Annotated in this window: 17 protein-coding genes; 7 read left to right on the top strand and 10 right to left on the bottom strand. The window is 63.3% G+C overall.

Annotation, left to right across the window (positions count from 1 at the left end):
* Positions 1-24: 24 nt before the first annotated feature.
* Together C41B8_RS06940 and C41B8_RS06935 are read left to right on the top strand one after the other, a co-directional pair.
* A complete protein-coding gene (locus C41B8_RS06940) occupies positions 25-702 on the top strand; it encodes a response regulator transcription factor (protein ID WP_037336109.1) in 678 nt (225 codons plus the stop codon).
* Positions 699-2,027 carry a sensor histidine kinase gene (locus C41B8_RS06935; RefSeq protein WP_037335928.1) on the top strand — a complete coding sequence of 443 codons (1,329 nt, stop codon included), beginning with the start codon at positions 699-701 and terminating at the stop codon, positions 2,025-2,027. The genes C41B8_RS06940 and C41B8_RS06935 overlap by 4 nt, the downstream gene beginning before the upstream one ends.
* Positions 2,028-2,190: 163 nt before the next feature.
* On the opposite strand, the gene C41B8_RS06930 is transcribed toward C41B8_RS06935, so the two are convergent.
* Complete coding sequence (locus C41B8_RS06930; RefSeq protein ID WP_051883206.1) at positions 2,191-3,498, bottom strand: NAD(P)/FAD-dependent oxidoreductase; 1,308 nt, start codon at positions 3,496-3,498, stop codon at positions 2,191-2,193.
* 26 nt (positions 3,499-3,524) lie between these two features.
* Complete coding sequence (locus C41B8_RS06925) at positions 3,525-4,886, bottom strand: glutamine synthetase family protein (RefSeq protein WP_051883205.1); 1,362 nt, start codon at positions 4,884-4,886, stop codon at positions 3,525-3,527.
* A gap of 117 nt (positions 4,887-5,003) precedes the next feature.
* Here C41B8_RS06925 and C41B8_RS06920 point away from each other — a divergent pair, with 117 nt between their 5' ends.
* Positions 5,004-5,717, top strand: a complete 714-nt coding sequence (locus C41B8_RS06920) for a GntR family transcriptional regulator (protein ID WP_198025099.1) — start codon at positions 5,004-5,006, stop codon at positions 5,715-5,717.
* Between the two features lie 136 nt (positions 5,718-5,853).
* Here C41B8_RS06920 and C41B8_RS06915 read toward each other — a convergent pair whose 3' ends face one another.
* Positions 5,854-6,639 (bottom strand): gamma-glutamyl-gamma-aminobutyrate hydrolase family protein, encoded by a 786-nt coding sequence (locus C41B8_RS06915; RefSeq protein ID WP_037335925.1) that lies wholly within the window; start codon positions 6,637-6,639, stop codon positions 5,854-5,856.
* A 152-nt stretch (positions 6,640-6,791) separates the two neighbouring features.
* Between C41B8_RS06915 and ald the strand changes: the two genes are divergently transcribed.
* From ald to C41B8_RS06895, 4 genes are all read left to right on the top strand, one after another.
* A complete protein-coding gene (gene ald, locus C41B8_RS06910; RefSeq protein WP_037335923.1) occupies positions 6,792-7,907 on the top strand; it encodes an alanine dehydrogenase in 1,116 nt (371 codons plus the stop codon).
* A gap of 686 nt (positions 7,908-8,593) precedes the next feature.
* Positions 8,594-10,192, top strand: coding sequence for an isocitrate lyase (locus tag C41B8_RS06905; RefSeq protein WP_037335922.1), 1,599 nt, complete (start codon positions 8,594-8,596; stop codon positions 10,190-10,192).
* 185 nt (positions 10,193-10,377) lie between these two features.
* Entirely contained in the window at positions 10,378-10,962 is a 585-nt protein-coding gene (locus C41B8_RS06900; protein WP_198025098.1) for a cupin domain-containing protein, read from the top strand.
* 364 nt (positions 10,963-11,326) lie between these two features.
* Positions 11,327-12,124 carry a nitrilase-related carbon-nitrogen hydrolase gene (locus C41B8_RS06895; RefSeq protein ID WP_198025097.1) on the top strand — a complete coding sequence of 266 codons (798 nt, stop codon included), beginning with the start codon at positions 11,327-11,329 and terminating at the stop codon, positions 12,122-12,124.
* A gap of 1,246 nt (positions 12,125-13,370) precedes the next feature.
* Here the strand turns inward: C41B8_RS06895 and C41B8_RS06890 are convergent.
* From C41B8_RS06890 to putA, 7 genes are all read right to left on the bottom strand, one after another.
* Positions 13,371-13,763 carry a DUF4186 domain-containing protein gene (locus C41B8_RS06890; RefSeq protein ID WP_037335920.1) on the bottom strand — a complete coding sequence of 131 codons (393 nt, stop codon included), beginning with the start codon at positions 13,761-13,763 and terminating at the stop codon, positions 13,371-13,373.
* 2 nt (positions 13,764-13,765) lie between these two features.
* Positions 13,766-14,680, bottom strand: coding sequence for a ketopantoate reductase family protein (locus C41B8_RS06885; RefSeq protein ID WP_051883202.1), 915 nt, complete (start codon positions 14,678-14,680; stop codon positions 13,766-13,768).
* A gap of 100 nt (positions 14,681-14,780) precedes the next feature.
* Complete coding sequence (locus C41B8_RS06880; protein ID WP_051883201.1) at positions 14,781-15,797, bottom strand: C45 family autoproteolytic acyltransferase/hydolase; 1,017 nt, start codon at positions 15,795-15,797, stop codon at positions 14,781-14,783.
* Positions 15,798-16,052: 255 nt separating this feature from the next.
* The gene (locus C41B8_RS06875) at positions 16,053-17,555 is read right to left on the bottom strand and encodes a biotin carboxylase (protein WP_051883200.1); all 1,503 of its coding nucleotides are present in this window, start codon (positions 17,553-17,555) and stop codon (positions 16,053-16,055) included.
* Between the two features lie 14 nt (positions 17,556-17,569).
* Positions 17,570-18,520 (bottom strand): carbon-nitrogen hydrolase family protein, encoded by a 951-nt coding sequence (locus C41B8_RS06870; RefSeq protein ID WP_084188618.1) that lies wholly within the window; start codon positions 18,518-18,520, stop codon positions 17,570-17,572.
* Between the two features lie 225 nt (positions 18,521-18,745).
* Positions 18,746-21,523, bottom strand: coding sequence for an aminotransferase class I/II-fold pyridoxal phosphate-dependent enzyme (locus C41B8_RS06865; RefSeq protein WP_037335917.1), 2,778 nt, complete (start codon positions 21,521-21,523; stop codon positions 18,746-18,748).
* A 576-nt stretch (positions 21,524-22,099) separates the two neighbouring features.
* Positions 22,100-25,729 carry a bifunctional proline dehydrogenase/L-glutamate gamma-semialdehyde dehydrogenase PutA gene (gene putA / locus C41B8_RS06860; RefSeq protein ID WP_037335915.1) on the bottom strand — a complete coding sequence of 1,210 codons (3,630 nt, stop codon included), beginning with the start codon at positions 25,727-25,729 and terminating at the stop codon, positions 22,100-22,102.
* Positions 25,730-25,939 lie beyond the last annotated feature (210 nt).

The raw sequence follows: 25,939 nt of genomic DNA, 5'->3' as shown, positions 1-25,939 counted from the left end.
TCAGACCACGGATGTGAGGCATCGATGCGCGTATTGATCGTCGAAGACGACCCGACGCTTGCCGCCAATCTCGGCGAGTATCTGGAAGAGCAGGGCGACGAGCCGGACTATGCCAGCGACGGGCGAATTGGCCTGCAGCTGTGCGCCACCGAATCCTACGATGCGTTGATTCTCGATCTGCGCCTGCCGCGGCTGGACGGGATTTCGCTGTGTCGTCGCCTGCGCCAGGAGCAGGGCGTGAATACGCCCATCCTGATGCTCACCGCGCGTGACACGGTCGAGGATCGGATCGAGGGCTTCGAGGCCGGCACCGATGATTATCTGGTCAAACCCTTTTCGCTGCGCGAGCTGTATCTGCGCCTGAGCGCGATCGTGCGCCGCCACCAGCCAGTGGGCGCCGGCCCGTTGACCGTGGGGGCGCTGAGTCTGGACGTCGATAGCCACGTGGTGCGCTATCGCGACCGGCCGATCGAGCTGACCCCCATCGGTTTCGCCATGCTCGAGATGCTGATGCGGGCGTCTCCGGGGCTGGTGTCGCGGGCCGATTTCGAAGCCAAGATCTGGAACGGCGAGCCGCCGGAATCGGATGCCGCGCTGCGCGGGCATGTACACCGGCTGCGTGAGCTGCTCGAGGCCGCAGCGGAGCAGCCCGTCATCCATACCGTGCATGGCGTGGGCTACCGGCTGCTCGAAACGACGTGATCGCTCGTCTGCGCCGGACGCTGTCCGCGGCGGTCGGACTCCGCACGCGCGTCTCGATCGGCATGTTGTCGGTCGCGTTCGCGGCCTGTATCGGCTTCGCGCTGGCGATCTATGCGTTCGTCAGCATTCTCCAGGACGAGCTTCAGTTCGATACCATCGACCGGGAGCTCGCCAGCCTGGTTCTCGATTACAAGCATGGCGTGCCCATCAGCGGTCGGCGCGGCTCGACCGGCTGGGTTTACGTGAGCCACTCGCCGGCCCATGACCAGTCGTTGCCCGCCGTGTTGCAGCGCATCGCCAATAATCAGTACGACGTGGTGCGCTATCACGGCCGCCAGTATTACGCGGCGCGACGCGACGTGGACAACGCCGCTATCTACATGATGGTCAACGTCCAGGACGTCAAAGAGTTCGAGGATCGATTGGCCACGCTTGGCTGGGCCACCCTGAGCGTCGTGATCGTGCTGGCGCTGCTGATCGGCATCGGCTTTTCCTATCTGATCCTGCGTCCGGTGCGGCGCCTCGCCGAGCGTCTGTCGAGCTATCGGCCGGGGCAATCGAACCCGCCCATCGCCGCGGATTACGGTGATCGCGATATGCGCGATATCGCCGAGAGTTTCGACGAGCTCATTGGGCGTTTCGATGCGGCCATCGCCCGCGAGAAAGCCTTCACCGAGGACGCCAGCCATGAGCTGCGTACGCCGTTGGCTGTTGCGCTCAATGCCAGTGAATTGCTCGATGGCATGCCCGACCTGGACGAGCGGGCCCGCAACCGGGTCGCCCGGGTGCGCCATGCCTGTGAACGCATGCAGCGCCTGGTCACGGCACTGCTGTATCTGGCTCGCGACCAGCAGCGGGAAAACGAAACACTCAGCGATGCCGCGGTGGTGCTGGATGACGTGCTCGTATACCAGCGCGATGCGATGGAGGCCAACGGCGTCGAGTTGTCGGTCGAAGCGCGCTCGACACCGCTGCCGCTACCCGATGGCGTGATCTACAGCGTGTTGCACAATCTGATCGACAACGCCGTGCGCCATACCGAAAACGGTCGGCTATGGGTCGAGGTCACGCCCGAACGCATCTGCGTGACCGACACCGGCAGTGGCCTGCCGGCGGAGGCGCTCACCCATATCTTCGAGCGGCAGTACCGCACGGCCGACAGCCCCGGGCTGGGTATCGGACTTTATCTCGTGTCGCGCATCTGCGACCGTCAGGGCTGGTCGATCCATGCCGATAGCGAGCCGGGTGTGGGCACGCGGATCGAGATCGTGCTCGACTCGGCGACCGCCTCCCGGGCCGAGACGGAGGCATTGCCGCGCGCCTGAAGCCCGGCGCGTCGACGTCGGACGTGCCGCCGATCGGATGGCCACGCGGCGGCGAGCGCGAATGGCGGGCGCGAGGCGGCGCTGTCTTGTGTACGCCCGACAACGTCGCATGGCCGGGGTGCCATGCCCGGCTCTTCGAACGGGCGGTCGCGCATGGCGCGTCTTACAGCCCCATCTTCTCTCGTGCCTGGTAATACCAGGAGCCCAGTACCGATAGCGGCACGCGGAACAAGCGCCCGCCCGGGAACGGGTAATTACGCAGCGCGGCGAACGCCTCGAAGCGCTCGTGTTCGCCGTCGATCGCTTCGGCCAAGAGGCGCCCGGCCAGGTGCGTCGTGGTCACGCCGTGGCCGGAATAACCGTGGGTGAAGTACACGTTGTCTTCCAGCTCGCCCATATGCGGAATACGGGTGAGCGTGAGTGCGAAGTTGCCCGACCAGGCATAGTCGATACGCGCCTTGGCCAGTTCGGGAAAGGTGCGGGCCAGATGCGGGCGCAGCTTGGCTTCGATGTCGGCCGGCGTGGTGCCGCCATAAACCGTGCCGCCGCCGAACAGCAGCCGGTGATCCGCACTCATGCGGTAGTAGTCGAGCATGTAGTTGCAGTCCTCGACGCAGCTGCCGGCCGGCATCAGGCGATTGGCGGTTTCGGCGCCGAGCGGTTCGGTAGCCATGACCTGTGTCGCCACCGGCATCACCCGGTCGCGCAGCGCCGGCACGGCCTTGCCGAGATAGGCGTTGCCGCAGACCACGACCGTATCGGCACGAACCTGGCCACCGGCCGTATGGACCATGGGCTTGCTGCCCGACTGGACGCTCGTGACCGGCGAGCGCTCGTAAATCACCCCGCCCAGCGACTCGAGCGCCGCCGCTTCGCCCAGCGCCAGATTCAGCGGATGCAGATGCCCGCCGCGCTTGTCGAGCAGCCCGCCGACATAGAGATCGGTATTGCTGTGCTCGCGAATCGCCCGTTCGTCGAGCATCTGCAGCTCGTCGTTGCCGTACGACTGCCAGCTCTTCACCCGGGTCTTGAGCTCATCGAGCTGGTTGTCGTTGAGGGCGGCGAACACGCCGCCGTCGCGCAGATCGCAATCGATGCCGTAACGCGCCACGCGCTCGCGGATGATGGCGGCGCCTTCGAACGCCATTGAGCCAAGCGCCTGGGCGGCCTGGGCGCCGTAGCGGCTCTCCACGACGTCCAGGTCGCGCGAATAACCGTTGACCAGCTGGCCGCCGTTGCGGCCGGACGCGCCCCAGCCGACGTGGCTCGCTTCGACCACAACCACCTGATAACCGCGTTCGGCCAGTGACACGGCGGTCGCCAGCCCGGAAAAGCCGGCGCCGACCACGCAAACCTGGGTGTTGACGGCGCCGGCCAGCGGCGGGCGTTCCGGCGCGGTGTGCGCGGTTGCGGCGTAATAGGACGGCGCATGGGGCGCCGGGAAAGTCTGGTTGTTCGGGTTTCGGCTCATGGGCTCGGTCTCGAATCGCGGTGGGGCTAGACGGTGCGCAGGTAGGCGTCGTATTCGGCGGCCGGCACGATCGCCCGCAGGCGCTCGCGCTCCTGGCGCTTGGCGGCGGCATACCAGCGCTGGTAGTCGGCGCCGAGATACTCGGCGATGAAACTCGATTCCTCGAACGCCTCGATCGCTGTTCCCCAGGCATCGGGCAGCGAGGGATCGTGCTGGCTATAGGCATCGCCCACGGTTTCCGGGGGCGGCGTGAGCTGTTTCGCCATACCGTGTTCCATGCCGGCCAGCACCGCGGCCAGCACCAGATACGGATTGGCGTCGGCGCCGGCCACGCGATGTTCGATGCGCGATGCGTTCGGCTCGGCCAGCGGCAGACGGATCGCGGTGGTCCGGTTGTCCACGCCCCAGGCGGGCGCGAGCGGGGCATGGCTGGCGGCCTGAAAACGCCGGAACGAATTGTCGTGTGGCGCGAAGATCGCGGTCGACTCGGCCATGGTCTCCAGCAGGCCTGCTACGCACTGCATCAGCGCGCTGGTTTCGCTTTGGTCATCGGCGAACACATTGTGCCCATCCGCATCGAGCAGGCTGATATGTACGTGCATGCCGTTGCCGGAAGAGTCGCCGAACGGCTTGGCCATGAAGCTCGCGGCCAGCCCGTGGCGACGGGCGCAGGCCTTGATCGTGCGCTTGAGCAGGATCGTTTGGTCGGCGGCCAGCAAAGCATCGCCCACGTGTTCGAGGTTGATTTCGTACTGCGCCTCGCCCTGTTCCGAGATCAGCGTATCCATCGGCAACCCCTGGGCTAGACAGGCTGTCTCGATATCGCCGAACAGATCATCGAGGTTATCCAGTTCCTCGATGCCGTAAAGCTGCGAGCGCCGGCCGGGCCGAGTCGACAGATGCGCGGGGACGGGGCGCCCGGTGGCGTCCGGTTCGGCCTCGAACAGGCGGAATTCGAGCTCGGTGGCCACCACCGGCGTCAGGCCGCGGGCCGCGAGCCGATCCAGCACGGCGGCCAGAATCGCGCGCGGATCGCCGGCGAAGCGGCTGCCGTCCGGTTCGTGCATCATCAGCAGCATCTGGGCCGAGCCGCGCGTGCTCCAGGGCATGGGCCGCAGGCTCCCGGCCACCGGCAGGCACGGGCGGTCCGCGTCGCCGGAGGCGATCGCCAGTCCGGTATCTTCGACTTCGTGACCCCAGATATCGAGCAACGGTGTCGATACCGGCAGGTTGAGCCCCTTGCTGTATACGCGCTCGAGGCTGGCGGCGGGCAGCCGCTTGCCGCGGGCGATGCCGTTGATATCCACGATATAGGCTTCGATGAATTCCAGTTTCGGCATCGCGTCGATCACGGCGCGTGCGTCGGCCGGCAGGGCGGCTTGCGACATGGCAGTGGCTACATTTGAAAATGTGATCACAAATTAGCAACCGGCTGGCTTGGCTGCAACGCCGGTCTGAGCGCTCTGCTAAAGTTGAGCCCTCGGCAGGGTCTTTCCGGTATTGGTTTGGCACACTCCCAGGCATCCATCGACGACACTCAGATTGCCCCCGTGGAGCTCGGCGACGCCGGGATCACGCGCCAGGAGTGGGTTTATCTCCAGCTCAAGGAAGCCGTGCTGACGGGCCAGTTCGTGCCCGGGCGTAGCGTGACCCTGCGCGGTATCGCGCAGATGCTGGGCACGAGCCCGACGCCGGTACGCGAAGCATTGCGTCGTCTGGTGGCCGAGCGCGCGCTCGAAGCGCACGGCAATCGCCGGGTCAGCGTGCCGCGCATGACGCCGGCGAAGCTCTCCGATCTGTGCGCGGTGCGCGCGAATCTGGAGGCCTTCGCCGCCGAACGCGCCATGCCGCTGATCGACGACGCACACCTGGAGCGCCTGTGGGAGCTTGACGCCGAGGTGGATGCCGCGATCGAGGCCGGCGATATCCGCGGTTATCTACAGCGTCATCGGGCTTTCCATTTCACGCTCTACGACGTGGGCGACGCTTCGGCCGTCATGCCCTTGATCGAATCGGTATGGCTACAGTTCTCCCCGTTCCTGCGCCTGGCGATTCACCACATCGGCAGCGATTACATCGTCGACCGGCACGTCGAGGCGCTGCACGCCGTGAGCGCACGCGACGCGCAGGCGTTGCGTTTCGCGATCGAGGCCGACGTACGTGAAGGCCTCGGTTCACTGACCGAGCAGGACTGGCGCGAGCTGGAAGCCGCCGGCTGACGCGGCCCGCCGGATTCGGTTCACGCGCCGCCTGTCGGCAGCTCCTGATCCAGCGCATCAGGCCGCTATAACCGGGGGTACGCCGCCGCGCCGCCCGAGCGCGAAGGCCGGTGCGAGGCGGCGGTTGAATGGCCCGTCAGCCCGTCAGCCGCCGGTGCCGATACGCGCGCGCGGCATCGCCAAAAGCGTGGAAAAGAGCCTTGGATACCGGGTTGTCGTCGTAGCGCCATTCCGGGTGCCACTGCACCCCGGCCACGAATGTCAGATCCCGATGCCGTACTGCCTCGACCAGCCCATCCGGGGCGCGGGCCTCCGCGACCAAAGTGTCGCCGAGCCGGTCGATGCCCTGGCCGTGCAACGAATTGACGGTGATTTCCCGGGTGCCCAGCAGATTGGCCATCCATCCGCCTTCGGTGAGTGCCACCGGGTGAACCGGGGCATAGCGCGACTCGCGGGGCGCGTCGTGGTCGTCGCGGTGATCGGATAGCCCCGGCACGTCCTGAACCGCCGTATAAAGTGTTCCGCCACAGGCGACATTCAGTTCCTGAAAACCACGACATACCGTGAATACGGGCATGTCGCGCGCCATGGCCGCGCCTAGCAGGGCCAGATTGTTGGCGTCGCGTTGCGGATCGAACGGGCCGACACCCGGGGCGTCGCTGCCATAACGCCAGGGTTCCATATTCGATGGGCTGCCGGTCAGGAACAGGCCGTCGAGATCGGCGAGCTGGTCATCGGCGCTGATCTGGGTTTCCAATGATGCCAGCTCGGCGCCGGCGGCCCGCGCCGGCAGCACCAGCGGGATCGAATCGGCCGCATGGGCAACGGCCGCCAGATATTTTTCGCCGACTACATGGCTGGGATCGGTGCCGATGAGCTTGCAATCGACCGGGACGCCGATTCGGGGGCGGTTGGATGACATGAGCAGTCCTGAGAACGAAACTTTCAAATTGTGATCACAAATTATAACCCGGGGTCAACGCGACGGTTGGCATCGTCCGTGCTTACCGTTGCCAGCCGGACATGTTGTGCCGGTTATTATGGGTCTCATGCGCCGCAGACACAGGAGCGAGCATGCACATCGGAGTGCCGAAGGAAATCAAGGATCACGAATATCGTGTGGGGTTGACCCCGGATAGTGTGCGTGAGCTGATCAAGCGCGATCATAGCGTCGTCGTGGAGACCGGGGCCGGACTCGGCATCGGCTGCGAGGATTCGGAATACGAGCAGGTCGGCGCGGCCATTGCCGACGCGGCCTCGGTGTTCGAATCCGCCGACATGGTCGTCAAGGTCAAGGAACCGCAACCGGATGAACGCAAGCGCCTGCGTTCCGGCCAGTTGTTGTTCACGTACCTGCATCTAGCGCCCGACGCCGAGCAGACGGCCGATCTGGTGGCGTCGGGGGCGAGCTGCGTGGCGTACGAAACGATCACTGACGACCACGGCGGCCTGCCGTTACTGGCCCCGATGTCGGAAGTGGCGGGGCGTTTGGCGGCCCAGGCCGCGGCCCATAGTCTGGAAAAGATTCGTGGGGGACGCGGCGTTCTCATGGGCGGCGTACCCGGGGTTTCGCCGGCACGGGTGGTGGTGATTGGCGGCGGGGTGGTCGGCGAGAATGCGATCACCATGGCGCTGGGTCTGGGCGCGGATGTCGTTGTGCTCGATCGCAGCGTGCCCGTGCTGCGCCGACTGGCGGCCCGTTTCGGCCCGTCTTTGCGCACGGTCTATGCCACCGCCGCCAGCACCGAGACGGAGGTACTGGCGGCCGATGTCGTCATCGGCGCCGTGCTGGTGGCCGGTGCGGAAACGCCGAAACTGGTCAGCGCCGACATGGTGTCCCGCATGCAGCCGGGCTCGGTGCTGGTTGACGTCGCGATCGACCAGGGCGGCTGCTTCGAGACCTCGAAACCCACCACGCATGCCGACCCGACGTACGTGGTCGATGGCGTCGTGCATTACTGCGTCGCCAACATGCCGGGTGCCGTGCCGCGGACGTCGGCATTCGCGCTCAACCATGCCACGCTCGGCCATGTGATCGCCCTCGCCGACAAGGGGCTCAAGCAGGCCATGGCCGATGACGAGCATCTGCGACACGGACTCAATGTCCATGCTGGGCAGGTGACGTGCGCGCCCGTCGCTGAACGCCACGGCTATACCTATGTATCGCCCGAGGCCGCGCTCGGGTTGTAGGGGGATTCCGGAAACGATGAGGTGAAGCCGGCCGCGTATGTCGCGGCCGCTTCGCTCGATGCGCAGACGGAAACGGCGCATACACGGCGACAATGGCGTTCCGGACCGAAGGCCTCTGGATGGCTAGGATCTGTTGAGGTTTCGTGCGAGCGCCGCGTTGGCGTCCGCAAATCGTGTCCGGCAAGGCGCGAGTCGCCGGCTCTGGGCGTACCACGACCCAGATTCGCAACGCCGCCGGGCGCCCCTGGTTAATTTTTTGGGCGGCCCAACCCGAAGGGGCAAGCGCACAACAATTAACGACACGACGGCAATCCAGCGTTGTAGCTTTCTCGCGTAGGCCCGCTGCGCCACGCTCGCTACACCTCGTCTTGCCGCCCCTAGTTAATTTTCAGGGAGCGCTTGGCGCGGACTCGCACGAAACGGCAACAGGCCCTAGCGTGCGACGTTTCGAGCGACCCACGCCGGAAGACGGACGCATTCCGCTCGATTCAAAGTGAGCCGGCTACGCAATCGATCCAGGCAAGAGCTATTGCTCCTTCATTCATGCAATGAATGTTGGGAATAGATTGCATTTTCTATTCATATCCCGTCCGACCTCCTAGACTGCCGTTCATCGGCTGAGGAAAAGAACCCTTTCCGAAAAGTCGACCGTTGTGCGATGCTAGTTTTCAAGAGGAAGTCTGGTTATGTCCGACTACAGGAACGACATCAGCGAAATCACCTCGCTGCGGGAACGCTTCGGCGAGTCCTGGAGTGCCATTAATCCCGAGCATGCCGCTCGTCTGCGCGCGCAGAACCGTTTCCTGACGGGGCTGGACATCGCGCGCTACACGGCGAAGATCATGCGAGAGGACATGGCGGCCTATGACGCCGACTCGTCTCAATACACTCAGTCGCTGGGGTGTTGGCACGGTTTTGTCGGTCAACAGAAAGCCATTTCCATCAAGAAGCATTTCGGCAGCCTGAAGGGCAAATATCTTTACCTGTCCGGCTGGATGGTCGCGGCGCTGCGCAGCGAGTTTGGCCCGTTGCCGGACCAGTCGATGCACGAAAAGACCGCCGTGCCGGCCCTGATCGAGGAGCTTTATACCTTCCTCAAACAGGCCGATGCCTGGGAGCTCAATCACTATTTTCGCGATCTCGAAGCGGCCCGTGAGGCTGGCGACGAGGTAGCCGCGAAGAAAGCCCAGAGCAAGATCGACAATTTCGAGACGCACGTCATCCCGATCATTGCCGATATCGATGCCGGCTTTGGCAACGAGGAAGCCACCTATCTGTTGGCCAAGAAAATGATCGAGGCCGGCGCCTGCGCGATCCAGATCGAAAACCAGGTCTCGGACGTCAAGCAGTGCGGCCATCAGGATGGCAAGGTCACGGTGCCGCATGCCTCGTTCCTGGCTAAGATCAATGCCGTGCGCTACGCCTTCCTCGAGCTCGGTGTGGACGATGGCGTGATCGTCGCCCGTACCGATTCGCTGGGCGCGGGCCTGACGCAGCAGATTGCGGTGTCGCAGGAGCCGGGCGATCTGGGCGATTTGTACAACAGCTATCTCGACGGCGAGGAAATCACTGATCCGTCCGAGATCAACGCCAGTGATGTCGTGATCAAGCAGAACGGCAAGCTGGTGCGGCTCAAGCGCCTCGCGTCCGGTCTGTTCGAGTTCAAGAAGGGCACGGGCGAGGATCGCGTGGTGCTGGATTGCATCACCAGCCTCAAGAACGGGGCCGATCTGCTGTGGATCGAAACGTCCACGCCGAATGTCGCGCATATCGGTGGCATGGTGAATCGCATCCGCGAGGAAGTGCCCAATGCCAAGCTGGTCTACAACAACAGTCCGTCGTTCAACTGGACGCTGAATTTCCGCCAGCAGGTCTACGATGCGTGGTCCAAGGAAGGCAAGGATGTGTCGGGCTACGATCGTGCCCAGCTGATGGCGGCGGAGTACGACGGTACGGAGCTTGCCCGGGTCGCCGACGAATGGACGCAGAACTTCCAGCGCGATGCCGCGCGGGATGCCGGTGTGTTCCATCACCTGATTACGCTGCCCACGTATCACACGACGGCGCTGTCGACCGATCAGTTGGCCCGCAACTACTTTGGTGACGAAGGTATGCTGGCTTATGTGCGCGACGTGCAGCGGGTCGAGATCCGCGATGGCATCGCGACCGTGAAGCACCAGGATATGGCCGGTTCCAATATCGGTGACGATCATAAGGAGTTCTTCTCCCGCGAGAATGCACTCAAGGCGGGAGGAGCGCACAACACCATGAACCAGTTTGGCTAGTCTGGCGAGGGTGTTGGGTCCGCGGCGACTTCGACCGTCGCGGTTGAGACGGGGTCTTCGGGCCCCGTCTTCTTTGGAGCCTATCGGAATCGGCTCTTATTGGCGTCATGCAACGTTGCATGGGCTTCATTTCTGCAACATACAACGATATGGTTTCGCTAGGGGATACAACTTGGGGGAACACGTTGGCAGATATTCCGTCTCAGTTGACGGCCGGCGAACGTCTGAGGCAGCTTCGCCAAAGCCGTGGGCTGTCGATTCGCGAGCTCGCACGGCGCTGCGGCATCAGTCATGTCTCCATCTCCTTGATCGAACGCGGGCGGCACAGCCCGTCCATCAGTTCGCTCAAGGCCGTGCTCGATGCCATGGAAACTACGCTCAGCGCGTTCTTCTCGGGCCCGCTACCGGAGTCGGCGCCGGTGGTTTATCGGTCCGACGAACTGGTGGAACTGGCCGACGGTAGCTCGATCTCGTATCGCCAGGTGGGCCGTAATCTCGCCGGCTCGGCGATGATGATCCTGCACGAGCACTACGCGCCCGGCGCGGATACGGGCGAATCGCTGTTCAGTCATGGGAGCCAGGAAACACGCAGCTCGGAAGAAGGCGGGGTCGTTGTGTCCGGCCGGCTCGAGCTGACGGTCGGTGACGAGGTGAGCATTCTGGAGCCCGGCGACGCCTATTACTTCGACAGCCGTCGCCCTCATCGCATGCGTAACCCGTTCGACGAAGAATGCGTGGTGGTTAGCGCCGCGACCCCGCCCACGTTCTGAAAGGCTGGGCATCATCATGCGCCGGGAGGCGCAGAGCTCGAAATCGTGTCAAACCGCAACACGCCCAGGCGCGCGACGGCCATTGGCTCGTGGCCGGATGGGCGGACGCTCCGGCAGGCGCCGATAACGCATCGGTGTAGGGCGCGGTCGGGACGCGGTAACTTGCTACTGGCCGAGAATTCGTCGGCCATGCATCGCATCAGGCCAAACCCTTTTCCGCCGCGTTGAGCCGCATGGACGATCGGGGTCGTCTATTGTGGGCATGCGGGCGGTTGCCGATAGCGGTAAGGTCGGGCGACCGCGCCGCGACGATGCGCATCGGAGCGTTGCGCGAATCGGCTTTATCGAAAACGGATTGTCCGCCATGCACAGTACCGATTGTCCCCGTATCGCACTCGCTCAGGTTCGTCCGAGTGTGGGCGAACCCGATTCGAATCTGGCCGTGGTCGAGACCGCGCTGGCCGATCACCCCGACGTTGACCTGATGGTATGGCCGGAATTGTTTTTGCCCGGCTACACCACCACCAGCCTTGCATCGTTGGCCGAGTCGCTCGACGGCCCACGGGTCGAACGCTTGCGCGCGGCGGCGCAACGTCACGATACCGCCCTCGTGATCGGGTTGGCCGAGCAGCGGGCCGATGGCGGCGTAGCCAACAGCGCACTAGCCATCGATCGTGACGGGCGTATCGCCGGATGCTATCGCAAGATCCAATTGTTCGGCGACGAGTCCGAGGCCTTTGTACCCGGCGAGACGCTGGAAATTGTCGAACTGGCCGGCGTGCGTGTCGGCCTAATGATCTGCTTCGACATCGAATTCCCGGAAATCGGCCGCGCGCTGGCCGTGGGCGGTGCCGAATTGCTGATTAGCATATCGGCCAACATGCGCCCGTTCGGCCCGGACCATCGCCTGTGCGTTCAGGCGCGCGCGTTGGAGAATCGGCGCCCGCATGTCTATGTCAATCAGGTTGGCCAGGGCGAGACGTTCTTGTTCAACGGCGAAAGCTGCCATGCGGATACCGCGGGACGGGTACGCATCGCCTGCCCGCCTCATGCCGATGACATCGCGATCGCCGACGTATCGCTGCATGTCGAGACCGAGATACGCCCCGATTATCTGGCGTTGCGGCGTTCGGTGCCGCCGGTGGGCGGCGCAAGATCATGACCGTGGCGCCCTGACCCCCGGGGTGTCGCGAAATCCAGTCCGCAAATAAACGCGAATGACGCGAATGGCGGGTTGGTATTTCGACCCGGATGATGCGGGGCGCTGCTGTGCTTTTAGGGCTTCGTTCCAGAGAAAGACTGTCCGCAGATCAACGCAGATTTACACAGATGCGGTTCGGCTTTCGCGAGGTAACGGGTCCGAGGCGGCGCTAACGGGCGGCGGAGTCGAACGAGGCTTCTCACTCAATTGATTCGTGCGGGAACGAAGGGCATACCGCAATTCACGCCCTGAACGAACTTATGTCCCCGATGGCTAACCGCTATCTGCGTGATCTGCGTCGATCTGCGGATCAATGCCTTAAGGAACGAAGAGACAGGTCGCGTGGCGCCCCGAAACCAAGAGTTGGTGATTCGAGTCCGCAAATGAACGCTAATGGCGGACTGGTATTTGGACCCGGATGATGCGGGGCGCTGCTGTGCTTTTATGGCTTCGTTCCCTGGAGAAATACTGTCCGCAGATTTACACAGATGCGGTTCGGCTTTCGCGACGTCGCGGGTCCGAGGCGGCGCTAACGGGCGGCGGAGTCGAACGAGGCTTGTGAAGCTCGAATGATTCGCTTTCGAACGAAGGGCATACCGCAATTCGCGCCCTGAACGAACTTATGCCCCCGATGGCTAACCGCCATCTGCGTGATCTGTGTCGATCTGCGGATCAAGGCCTTGAGGAACGACGAGAACCGCTCGACGCGGTCGAATCGATGTAGGTCGGAGCGTCATCCGACATGGGCGGTACATCGGGAGTAATGCTGCGGTCGGTCGACCATGTCGGCTTACGGCCTGTGGCCTAAGCCGACCTACCTCTGCTTCAATCACCGGAGAAACCGATCCGCAGTTGACGAGATGCGGCCGTAATTTCGCGGCGTCGTAGGTATGAGCCGCTCACCGGTGAGGGGGGCGAACGATGCTTGTCACTCGAATGGAGTCGTCAGGAAACGAAGCGCATTGGGCTATTCGCGCCCTGATCGAGCCGGCGTCTCCAGCGATTAACCGCCATCTGTGTGATCTGCGTAATCTGCGGATAAATGCCTTAAAGAACGAAGAGATCAGTCACGTGGCGCCCGGAAACCGGGGATGTCGCAAACCCAGTCCGCCATTTGCGCTTTTGGGCGTTCATTGGCGGACTGAAACCGTCAAATGCCTTGGGGAACGAAGAGAACCGCCCAACTTGGACGAAGGGTGAAAACGCACTAGAACAACGCTCTCTGACGCGGCAGCTCGACCTTCGACGAGTCGTGCCGCGGTTCGAGCCAGGCCACGATCACGTCGCAGATATACCGCTGCTCGGCTTCGGTCAGCGCACGATGCGGCGCGATGCCGTGCCATTTCGCCAGACAGCTGCGGCAGCAGGTGGCGGTCGCATGCTGGGCGACGAACACTGGATGATTGCGCATCGGCGTCTGCTGACCGTCGTTGGCGGGCTCGGCCGGCGCCAGCCGCTCGCTGACGAAGCGCGCGGCGTGCCCGCGAATGACCTCGAGGCCGTGCCGATCGAGGTCGGCCTGTTCGCGCGCACGGAGCTTGAAGCGCGAGCGAAAACGCGATTTCGACAGGTCTTCGAACGCAGCCTCCAGCGAACGCATGCTCAGGTCGACTCGAGCTGGCGGATCTGTGCCACGACGCGTCGATGCGTCGGCAAGTCCAGATCGAGTGTTTCAGCTTGGCGCAGCAGCCAGCCGTTGATGGCGTCGATCTCGGTGATCGCGCCGGCCTGGATATCGGCGCGCATCGAGGAGGTATTGGCCGCAGTCGCGCGCACCACGGCGGCGACGTCGGCATGCGAATCGGCCGGCCATGCAGGGTCCAGGCGAGCCAACACGGTGTCGGCTTCGTCGATCAGCGCCGTCATGTCGGCGTACAGATCGGCCCGTTCCAGCAGGGCGCCGTTGGGGACGTCGTGGATCGCGGTCAGCGGGTTGAGCGCGGCGTTGACGACCAGTTTTCGCCATTGCGGCGGTCGGATATCGCGCGCCCAGCTCAATTGGGGCCAATGCGCGGCCAGAGCGTCGAACCAGGCCGGGCGCTCCCCGCCGCCGAAGATGGTCGCGTTTTCGGCCACCACGCGCAGCCTATCGTGCGTTTCGCTCATCACGGCACTGGCGGTCACGGCACCAATCATCCGCTGATGTCCGGTGATCCGGCCGTCGAGACTGCCCATCCCGTTCTGCAGCCGCACGACGGTCGCGTCGTCGGTCAGCGATACCCGGGCCAGCGCGGCGTCGGTATAGGGTGTCTTGCAGGCCACGATCAGTCGAGAGACCGATGCGCATTCGCTCGGTGGAATGACCCGAAGGGCAAGGTGTGAGCCCGCACCGTCCTCGTGCTGGTCGAAGCCGATCGACAAGCGTCGTGTATGCGCCGACCCGGGGCGGACCCCAATCGTTTGGGCGCCGGCACGTTGGAGATAAAAGGCGGCCAACGCGCCGATGCGGCCCGCGCCGACGATATGCCAGGGGCGGGCGGTTAGGTCGTGGCGACTGGTATCGCCGGAGGTCTGCATACACTGCGTCCCGACGTGGTGGGCGGGATGTTCACTCGGTGGCTTTGGGTGCGAGCGATGGCCGGATCGTGCGCTAGGGCGTATCTCGTGACGACACGACCTAGGCTGCCGATTGCGTCAGATGCACGGGCGTTTGTCCTTCGTGGAAGGAGGCAAAGGACTGTTGCAAGCGCAGGCCGCCGGGCCAGCGATATTCCACCCGTCCCTCGGTCGGGTGATAGATGGCCGTGTAGAGCGTGCCGAATGCGCGATCGTAGCGGACACGATGGATCGGCGGCTGCAGAAACCGATTCACGAAACGCGTCGCGGTCTCGTGACGATCGGCCAGCCGGTCTTCGAGGAAGGTTCGGCGCTCGATGCTGGCGCTCATGCGCGCGTAGGCCGGCCATTCGACACGATCCTGGTGGTTCGTGCTGACGGGCGAGCGCACGAAGCGTGGCTTACGATCGGGGGCCAGATAAGCGGTGACGAAAACGCCGGATCGATCCAGCAACGTCAGGTTGTACGCCATGTGCACCTGGATGCGCCGCAACACCAGGCAGGCTTGCCGAACGTCGTCGCACACTTCCAGCAGATAGCGCACGATCAACGGCACGCCGAAACCATCACCCGTGGTTTTACGCCCGCCAAAGGCCAGCGATATGGCCAGACCGGCGTCGTTGATACCGTCCAGCACGCCCCAGAGGCAGTCGCTGATGGCAATCACGGGGCGCAGCCAGCATGTCTTGAGCAACGCCCATTCGAACAGGATCGGACTGTAGTCGTAGTTGCGCACCAGCAGCGGATGTGGGCCGCGCCATACGGCTTGCGAGCAACCCAGCAGATAGGGCGGTGGCCGATAGAAACTCAGGAAGCGCGCGGCCAGATCGCCGCCGCCGGCCAGTTCGACCAATTGCTCGTAAACCGGCATGAGCTCGGGCATCGCCTGGCGCAGATGGCGTACCGACGTCATGTATCCCGGGCGCGCGAGTTCGCCTTCGGACAGAAACCAGGTCTGATACTGGGGCCAATGCGCGTTGAACAGGGCTCGCCACTTGGGGCCGGGCGCGTCCTCTGCGATCGAGGCCAGGCGGTACGCGCCGGGCGCGTGCAGCGTTGATGAAGTTGGACCGCTCATCCCGTTAACCTCTGGTCTGGCGTGCTCGGGGAGGCGCCTGGCTTGAAGAAGGGCCGAATACAGGCGTGAATACCTCGATGACACGAGGTGCCGGCCAAGCGCCACAGCCCCCAGTATGAGGGCATCACGAACAGATAAAAGCCCGTTCGCGGTTTCGTATCGGCCGACGGCGCGTTTTCTGCAGCCGCCAGAGCCGAGTCGGCCGCAAGCGCTGCGCATCGCACTCCCGCTCGCGGTCGACTCCAGTGCCTTGTATTACAGCAGCTTGAACGATCCCGGGGCCGGATGGGCCTGCAGCGCGCCGGGAGCCAGATGCCCCACGTTCTCGGCGGTGGGCGCCGAAGCCCGGAAATGCGCGGTGATGCCGTCGATCCAGGCGCGGGCGCGCTCATTCAACTCGAAATCGTCGGTCATCAGACGGCCTCGAGTGACGAGAATACCCAGGTCCGCGCCCTCGTACCAGTAATCGCCGATGCCGGCGATGCGCACGAACAGCGCCTCGGCCTCGCTTTCCACGTGATAGCGATGCGTATCGTAGCGGGAGAAGTTGACGTTGCCGTCGCCGTCCATCCACCAGATGCCGGTTGGCGGCGCCTGGGTGATCACGCCGACCGAGTCGACCGTGTGCTTGATGACCAGTTGGCCCCAGCAATCGATGTTGACCGGGTCGGCCCAGCGCGCGTTGATCTCGTCCACGTCGAGCGTGTAGTCCACGCCCATCCACTCCAGCAGATGGAACATGAACAACGGCATGTCGGACAGCGCAAACGCCGCGTGATTGGTGATCGAGCTGGCGCCCGTGATCCGCGGGTTCATCTCGCCGAGATAGAGCTCGTCGGTGTCGCGATCGATCAGGAAGTCGAGTTCGAAATAGCCACGGTAGCCTTCACGCTTCAGGCATTCGCCCATGGCGAGCGTGGCGTCGCGGGCCTGATCACGTAGCTCGGGGGTAAAGGCGTTGGCGAAGATTTCGTTACCGCACCAGCCGCCTTCATAGGGCGTGAGTTCGGGAAAGCCGACCAGTTCGGTCATGATCGGCGCCACGATGGTGCCATGACGCGTGACGCAGGCTTCGACCGCCGTGCCCCGCGGCTTGATCCGCTTCATGATCTTCACGTCGCCGGCACCGACGATCTCGTCCGCGTGCTCGGCCCAGTCTTCCTCGTCGGAAATCATGAACGTGGTATGGCCCGAATCGCCGAACGCGGTCTGAACCACCAGCTCGTCGCCGAGGTCGGCGGACAGGCGACGCAGCGTTTCGTAAGAGTCCACGGTCCCCATGACATTGGGCACGCATTTGATGCCGGCGGCTTCCGCGATGCGGGTGGTCACCAGTTTGTCGTCCAGATGTTGACGCAGGCTGGCCGGCGGCAAGCAGACTTCGAGATCCAGCTCGCGGGCGAGCTGCTCGGTGGTCTCGTCGAACATCAGGAAGAGCGCCTTGCCCGGACCACGGCTGTGGACATAGTCGGCTACCGCTTTGTGCTCGAGCAGGTAGTTGTTGATGTCCTCGATGCTCTGGAATTCCTTGTGCGCAATCTCGGGCGGCACGAAGAGATTCGGATGCTGACCGTCGAAGCAGTCGATGTAATTGATGTACTTGAAATGGTGTACCCATTCATCGGCGCCCAGCAGATTGAAATTCGTCGCGCTGATGAAATAAATCGGCGTTTCGTTACGACGGAAGAACCGCCGTATATCGGAAAGGCCATGGAGCGTTTGAGTGGATTGAGTGGCGTCGGTATTCGGATGCCCCATGGCTGGTTCCCCCTTTATGAGTTTTCTTGCGTCGGCGTATCGGCGTCGGACATGGCGGCGGAATAGGCGCCGGATGACGCGCCATCGGTATCGCTTGAACATTGATTGATAGATAGCCGCTGGGGCTTTGTCAACGGACCGAGTGAATCGAGATACGGGGAATGGGCGCCCGCTTGATAAATGGGAAATTCAACCGGCTTGTCGCGGAAGCTCTTGAGCGGCTGGCCCAGGGTCAGCACGCCACGTTCACGCGAGCGGCGAACATTGTCGAAGTCGATCTCCAGCGGGATGAATTCCTCGCTGCTGCCGGCTTGGTGCAGGACCTGACCATGCGGATTGCATACGATCGAACGGCCATTGCCGCCGGCGCCCAGGCCATTGATATCGAACAGATAACACTGGTTTATGGCAGCGGATGCCCGCGTGATGGATAGTTCGACATCGCGATCGATCGAGCCGGTCAGCGTCGGGCGCAGGATGACCTCCGCGCCCATGGAGGCCAGCGTCCGCGTGACTTCCGGGAACCAGGTGTCGTAGCAGATCGTCATGCCGAAGCGGCCTGCGCCTGGCACGTCGAATACGAAAAATTCCTCGCCGGGCGCGACACCCTGTTCGTAGGGCGCAAAGACGAACATCTTGCGGTAGCGACCCACGACGTCGCCATTCGGGTCGATGACCGAGGCCGTATTGTAGATACTGCCGTCCTCGGCCCGCTCGAACATCGAGCCGGTGACCAGCCATATCTGGTGTTTCGCCGCGGCTTCGGCCAGTGCGGTCTCGGCCGACCCGGGCAGCGACTGCGCTTTCGAGGTCAGAGGGCCACACACGGCCAGCTCGCTGAACACGACCATCTGGACCCATGGATAAACTGCCATGAGCGCGTCGATTCGGTTTCTCATACCTTCGACGTTGCTGCTCGTGGCGGAAACGTACATCTGGATGCCTGCAATAGCGAACGGCGTCATAGTCCTCTTCTTCACAATTTCGATCGATTAAGTAAAAGGGTAAAGCAACACGGTGCCGAACGCCCTGAAAAAACGGATAAATTCAGATTTCACGATGCTCGCGATACCGCGCTACTCCACCTAACGTCTTGTGTATCCAAAGGGGACGAGCGCCGAGGCCGCTCGTGCCGTTGCTTCATTGCGCGCCGCCCCAATCGCAGCGCGGCGCGCGACTGCGCCGATCCCCTATGGATTCGACGCCTTTGACAATGCCTGTTCATTGAAAACCAAAAGCCCGAGCTCCGGCCGGTACCCATGCACTTCCTTGACGTCCAGCGCCTTCAGAAAATCAAGAATTTCGTGGCTGATGACCTGCCCGGGCACGAGCACCGGAAAGCCCGGCGGGTAGGGAATGACGAAACTCGCCGAGACCACGTCGCGGCCTTCTTCCATGACCCGTTGCAGCGCCCCGTTGTCGAAGCGCAGATAATCGGTGTTTTCGTCGTCGTAGCTGAGGAAGAACGCCCGCCGGATATCGCCTTCCGGCGTGGTGCTGTCCGGCGACGGCCGAAACGCGTCGTGGAAGCGACTGAAATCGGGCAGAGGCGGTAGATCCTGAGTCAGGGAGGTCACCCGCTGCTCGATCACCTTGCGTTCGCTGCGCCCGCTATCTTCCCAGCGGCGTTCGAAATCCTTGGCCAGGCGGATCAGTACGTCGATCAGATAAGCGATGGAACTGCGCGAAGTGCCGATGTTGGTCATGAACAGCACGGTATTGCGCGAGGTCTTGTTGATCTGAATACCGAACTGGTTCATCAGGTAATCGGTGCGGAACTGATTACCGTCGACGCCGGTGTTGCCGATGGCGATCGTCACCCGGGTCGGATCGACCACGAATTCATCCTGCGACCAGGCTTCTTCGATCTGATGCCAACCGCGGTGGCGGTCGTAATAGCTGTCCACACCCGACTGGCGATATTCGGCCGGGATCATGTCGGCGTTCTTGAGGACCCGGAAGTATTTTTTCAGCAGCGAGTGGTTATAGATCTGTTCGCGCAGCGACAGGGCGGTTTCGATCTGGGCGTTAACCAGTTCGAAGCCTTCCATCTCGGCCTGCATGCGCCCCACATCGAGCGACGCCAGAATCTGATAGTTCGGCGAGGTCGAGGTATGGGTCATATAGGCTTCGTGGAAGGTGGCTTCCACTTTCTGCCGGTAGTCCTGATCGTAGATATGGATCATCGAGCCCTGGCGCAGTGACGTCAGTGTCTTGTGCGTCGAGTGCGTGGCATAGACCCGAATACGGACCTGATCCGGATCGGGCATCAGGCGCTGGCCCAGCCAGGTGGCGTCGTCGTCCGGATCCATCGCGTCGAAGTTGGCTTTCCAGGCCGCGTATTCCCGGCGATAGGCCCGGCTGCGATACCGGTCGCGCAGCGTGCTGGCGGCGTTCATGGCCGTGCGCGGTCGATAGGTCGGATTGAACGTGGCGAAGGCGAACCAGGCTTCGTCCCACAGGAACATCAGATCCGGTTTGATCGCCAGACACTCTTCCATCACCCGGCGCGGGTCGTACACCACGCCATCGAACGTACAGTTGGTCAGCAGCAGCATGCGGACCTGATCGAGCCGGCCGGCACGTTTATAGGCCAGCAGTGTCTTCTTGATCGTCTCGAGCGGCACCGCGCCGTACATGGAGTAATCGTTGAGCGGGTACGAATCCAGATAGCTCGCGTAGGCCCCGCTGAGCACCAGCCCGTAGTGGTGCGACTTGTGGCAATCGCGATCCACCAGCACGACATCGCCCGGCTTGACCAGCGCTTGCACGACGATCTTGTTGGCCGTCGACGTGCCGTTAGTGACGAAGAAACTCTCGCGCGAGCCGAAGGCGCGGGCCGCGTACTCCTGGGCTTTCTTGATCGGGCCGTAGGGCTGCAGCAGCGAATCGAGCCCGCCGGAGGTCGCCGAGCTTTCGGCCAGAAAGATATTGATGCCGTAGAAATCGATCATCTGCCCGGCCCAGTGCGACCGGGTGATGGATTTGCCCCGCGAAATGGGCATGGCATGGAATACGCCGGTGGGCTTGCGGCTGTATTCGCGCAGGGCATCGAAAAACGGTGTGCGGTATCGATTGTCGATCGCCCGCAGGATGGTGTGGTGCTGCTCGATATAGTCGGTTTCGCGATAAAAGATACGCGTGAAGTGATCGATATCGCGGCTGGCCGTGGTTTCGACCTCGCCGTTGGTCACCAGGAACTGGTCGATCTCCGGACGCAGCTGATGAATCATGGCGCCCAGCTGGATGCTGCGCTCGGCCGCGGGCTGGTTCTCGATATCGGTTTCCGACAGCCCCTGCAGGGCGCCGCGGATCGCGCTCAGGTTGTACTTCGATTTGTACGGGAACTCGTAGCGGATCAGGCAGGCCTGGATGTTCGGATTGACCAGCACCGCGATCAGCGCGTCCTCGAAGCTGCGTACGGTCACCACGTCGTACACGAACCGGTCTTCCGTACGCCGCATGCGATAGAACGCGTCGCGCACGACCTCATTTTCCTGGGACGAAAGATTATCGACCAGCAGAACTTCGAAGTACGGCTGGCTCGACGAATTGAAGCTCGGGTGGCCGCGCCGGAAGCGATCGAGCGCGTCGTAGCTCTCGAGATCCTCGGCGTCGGTATCGCTCAGGTCGATCGGCCGCCGTCGGTACGACTCGCTGACCAGCGCACGGACCAACCGATTCACCACGCGCCCCAGCTGCGCGTAATCGCCCTGGTTGAAGAGCAACCAGAGATGCCGGAAATCCTCGCTCGACGGAAAAGCGTGGTAATCCTCGATGATCTCGAGCCGTGTCAGCTTGATCCGGATCGCCTTGATCAGCCGGCGGCTCCGGTTCGACTTCCCAAGGCGCTCCAGATCGGCCAGATCGTTCGTCAGTGCATTCCAGGTATCCGCGCGCAGATGCGAAATCTTGTGATAGAAGCCCAGCGCGGTATGCGGCGCTTCGGCCCGAGTCGTTTTATCCATGTCGCCACCGTCTTTATGTCGCGCTGAGGTTCACGTGTCGCTCAGCCCCGTCCGCGAACATGACAGTCTGTTGAAACCCGTGAAACCACTGTACGGCTAAAAGTCGAATCCGTCGCGCCGTCGTACGTGGCGATATACGGCGGCCGTCGAACGGAGCCGAGGCGGTCGTTATATTCATCAAGGAGTTAGGGCGATATCAGGCCTGGCGGACGCGGTAATTCTGCGACCTTGGTCGGTGTAAAAAATTGTTACCGGACCCTGGGCCGCAGGCGTCAGCGGAGAAACACCCGCGTTACGCCACGGGTCGCGGGCCGATGTCCGCGTGTGGGCGCTGGCCGCCGTTGGCTTATCGTAGAAGGGGTTCGCGCAGGCTATGGGCGGTATGCGGTGCCGCGGCCATACCGCCCGGACGTCAAACGAGCCTCGCGACTCGGCGCGGTATTTACGATTGTCCGGGCGGCGGCCAACGGCCATACGACGGCTAGTCACCGTTTGGGGTGGCCGGTTGCCGATTCCCGCCCAGACCCTAGGGCTGGGCGGCACCCGCGCCGCGGGTGCCGGCCGGTCGGTCGGTGCTTATTCCGACGCCGCGATCAGGCTCGCGTTGCCGCCGGCGGCCGTGGTGTCGACACAGAGATGGCGCTCGATCACGAACCGTTGGTCGAGCCTGTGTTCGGTGATCAGCGGCAGCAGGGCACCCTCCCGTTGGGCCAGGGCCCGTCGATAGGTGCGCAGCGTGTCCTGTTCGGCAGAACTCGCCACCGCTTCGAAACCCGTCACCGTGCTCAACGCCTCCGGCTGTACATGGCCGTCTGCCCCGACGATGGGTAATCCGGCCTTCGCGGCCCGCTCTACCTCGCTTGCCACCCCGGGCGCGATCACCACCACTTTGTTGCCTTGCGACAACGCGGTGGCGGCTTGCTCGAGTGCGGTTTGCTTGTTGGGCCCCAGACACAGCACCACGCCGCGGGCATGATTCGACAGGCGGTTCAGTTCCCCGGTCGGCCCGGGTAATTCTTCGGTTTCAGCGTCCAGCGGGGCCGGCGCCTGCGCGAAGAGGGGCTGCAAGGCGGCCATGCGTTCTTCGGGCGGCTGGACCGTGGCCGACTGGGCCTCGTCGATGAGTTTCTGCAACGCCTCGGCGGTCACCGGCTTGCTGTCGGTGTCCGCCGGCACCGTGACGGTTTCGCCCTTGAGGAACCGCCGGACATAGTGCGGGCCGCCGGCCTTCGGGCCGGTACCGGACAAGCCTTCGCCCCCGAAGGGCTGCGAGCCGACGATGGCGCCGATCTGGTTCCGATTGACGTAGGTATTACCGACCTTGATCCGCTTCGAGACACGCTCCACGCGCCGGTCGACGCGCGTATGCAGGCCGAACGTCAGGCCGTAGCCCTTGGCGTTGACGGCGTCCACCACCTTGTCGATGTCCTTGGCGGCGAACGTTGCGACGTGCAGCACCGGGCCGAAGATTTCTTCTTCCATGTCCTCGATGCCGTCGAGCCGAATGACGGCTGGCGACACGAACGTGCCCTGTTCCGGGATCGGCAGTTTCTTCAGCAATCGGCCGTTGGCTTCGTGTTTGGCGCAGTGGTCCGCGATTTTCTTGCGCGCCGTTTCATCGATCACCGGGCCGACGTCGGTCGACAGCAGCCACGGATCGCCGATGCCCAGTTCGTCCATCGCGCCGTAAAGCATTTCCAGCAAGCTGTCGGCGATATCCTTCTGCAGATACAGCATGCGCAGGGCAGAACAGCGTTGCCCCGCGCTCTGGAACGAGGATGCCAGCACATCGCGTACGACCTGCTCCGGCAGCGCGGTGGAATCCACGATCATCGCGTTCATGCCGCCGGTTTCGGCCACCAACGGGGCATCCGGCGCCATATGTTCCGTCATCGCCTTGTTGATACGCTGCGCGGTCGCGGTGGAGCCGGTAAAGCACACACCGGCCACCCGCGGGTCGGAGGTCAGCGCGCCGCCCACGGTGGCGCCCGCGCCTGGCAACAGCTGGATCACGTCGTCCGGAATGCCGGCCTCGTGCATCAAGGCCACCGCGCGCGCGGCCAGCAGCGCCGTCTGCTCGGCGGGCTTGGCCAACACCGCGTTGCCGGCCACCAGATTGGCCATGATCTGGCCGGTGAAAATCGCCAGCGGGAAATTCCAGGGCGAGATACAAACCATCACGCCGCGGGCGTCGCCGCTGTCCTTGTAGCGCTCGCCCTCGTTGGCGTAATAGAGCGCGAAATCCACGGCCTCGCGGATCTCGGCGATACCATCGGCCAGCGACTTGCCGGCTTCGCGGGTGGCCAGAGCGAACAGCTCGTAGGCATGTTCTTCGTACAGATCGGCGACCTTGCGCAGACAGGCCGCGCGCTCTTCGGCGGGCTTGGCCGACCAGCGCTTGAAACCCTCCTGGGCCGCGGCGATCGCGGTGTCGACGTCTTGTTCCGAGGCCTGGGTCACGCGGCCGACGACGTCGTTCGGGTCGGCCGGGTTGTGTACAACCTGTATTTCCGTCCCGGAGACCGGGCCGGCGATCATGGGGCCGCCCGTCCACGCGTGGTCGCGATAGGGCTCTCGGCCCGCGTCGATTTCGGCCATTGTCACCGGGTCGGTGATGTCCCAGCCCTTGGAATTGCGCCGTTGCTCGCCGAACAGTTTGAACGGATGGACGATCGCCCGGCTGGAAATGTTTTCGCCCATCGACTTGACCGTCTCGATCGGGTCCTTGGCGATTTCTTCCGGCGTGATGCTGGTATCGACGATCTGGTTCACGAACGAACTGTTGGCGCCGTTTTCCAGCAGGCGACGCACCAGATAGGCCAGCAAATGCTTGTGCGGGCCGACCGGCGCATAGATACGGCAGGGCACGCCGCTGACCTTGATCACCTCGTCGTGCAGGGATTCGCCCATCCCGTGCAGACGCTGGAATTCGTAGTTGTCCACGCCGTTGGCCTTGGCCAGCTCGAGAATGGACGACACCGAATGCGCGTTGTGCGTGGCGAACTGCGGGTAGATCCGATCGGTCATGTTCAGCAGCTTGGTCGCACACGACAGGAACGACACGTCGCTGCAGGCCTTGCGGGTGAACACGGGAAAACCGTTGAGCCCCATCACCTGGGCGCGCTTGATCTCGGCGTCCCAGTACGCGCCCTTGACCAGGCGCACCATGAAGCGGCGGTCGTATTTTTCGGCCAGGCCATAGAGCCAGTCGATCACGAAGGCCGCGCGCTTGCCGTAGGCCTGGACCACCACGCCGAAGCCGTCCCAGCCCTTCAGTTCCGGATCGGACACGATGGCCTCGATCACGTCGAGCGACAGGTCCAGACGATCCTGCTCCTCGGCGTCGATGTTGAAGCCCATGTTCGCCGCGGCCGCTTTTTTCACGAGCGTGCGCGCCCGCGGCAGCAGCTCGTTCATCACCCGGTCCTTGTTGCCGTATTCGTAGCGGGCGAGCAGCGCCGACAGCTTCACCGAAATGCCGGGGTTCTTGCGGACGTCGCCCTTGCAGGCCTTGGCGATGCTGTCGATGGCGTTCGAGTACGATTCGAAATAATGCTTGGCATCGGCGTCCGTGCGCGCGGCTTCGCCCAGCATGTCGTAGGAATAGGTATAGCCCTTGGCCATGTAGTCCTTGGCTTCGCGCTGGGCCTCCTTGATGTCGCGGCCGAGCACGAACTGGCGGCCCATCTCCTTCATCGCCTGGTTGGCGACCTTGCGAATCACCGGCTCGCCGAAGCGCTTGAGCAGCTTGTTCAGCGTCTCGCCCACGCTGTTGCGCTCGGAATCCTTCAGCAGGTTGCTGGTCATCAACAAGGCCACGGTGGCCGTGTTGATCAACGAAGACGATGCCTTGCCGCGGTGCGTGCTCCACGCGCCGGAGGTGATCTTGTCCTCGATCAGATCGTTGATCGTCATGTTGTCCGGCACGCGCAATAGCGCCTCGGCCAGACACATCAGCGCGACGCCTTCCTTGGTCGTCAGGCCGTATTCCGCGAGGAATTTTTCCATGATGGTGGGCGCGGCGTTCTTGCGCACGCGGCGAACCAGATCGGCCGCGCGGGCGGAAATCGCCTCGCGTTCGGCGGCGGACAGCTGCGCGCCGGCGATCATCTCGTGGATTACCCGGTACTCGTCGGCCAGGTAATAGTTGCGTATGGCCTGCCGGCTATCGACAAGCTCCGGAGTGTGTGACTGCTGCGGTCTCATATTGCGCCCCCTCGATCATTTGCCCATACGGCATTCCGCCGAAAATCCACGACTATTCATCTATCGAAACAAGGCCAGCACTTGATCTTATCCTTAGCACGGGAAACCGGCGGCGGATACGCTCATCGAACGATCGGCTACCCAGCGGCGGGCTCGGGTCGGGGGTCGCGAATGCGGCCGGCAGCGGGCCAGCGCCGGTCGCCTTCGGCG

The organism is Salinisphaera hydrothermalis C41B8, from assembly GCF_000732535.1.
In the GTDB taxonomy this organism is placed as follows: Bacteria; Pseudomonadota; Gammaproteobacteria; order Nevskiales; family Salinisphaeraceae; genus Salinisphaera; species Salinisphaera hydrothermalis.
The sequence above is the reverse complement of the archived record's forward strand: the minus strand, read 5'-3'. Positions and strand labels throughout refer to the sequence as shown.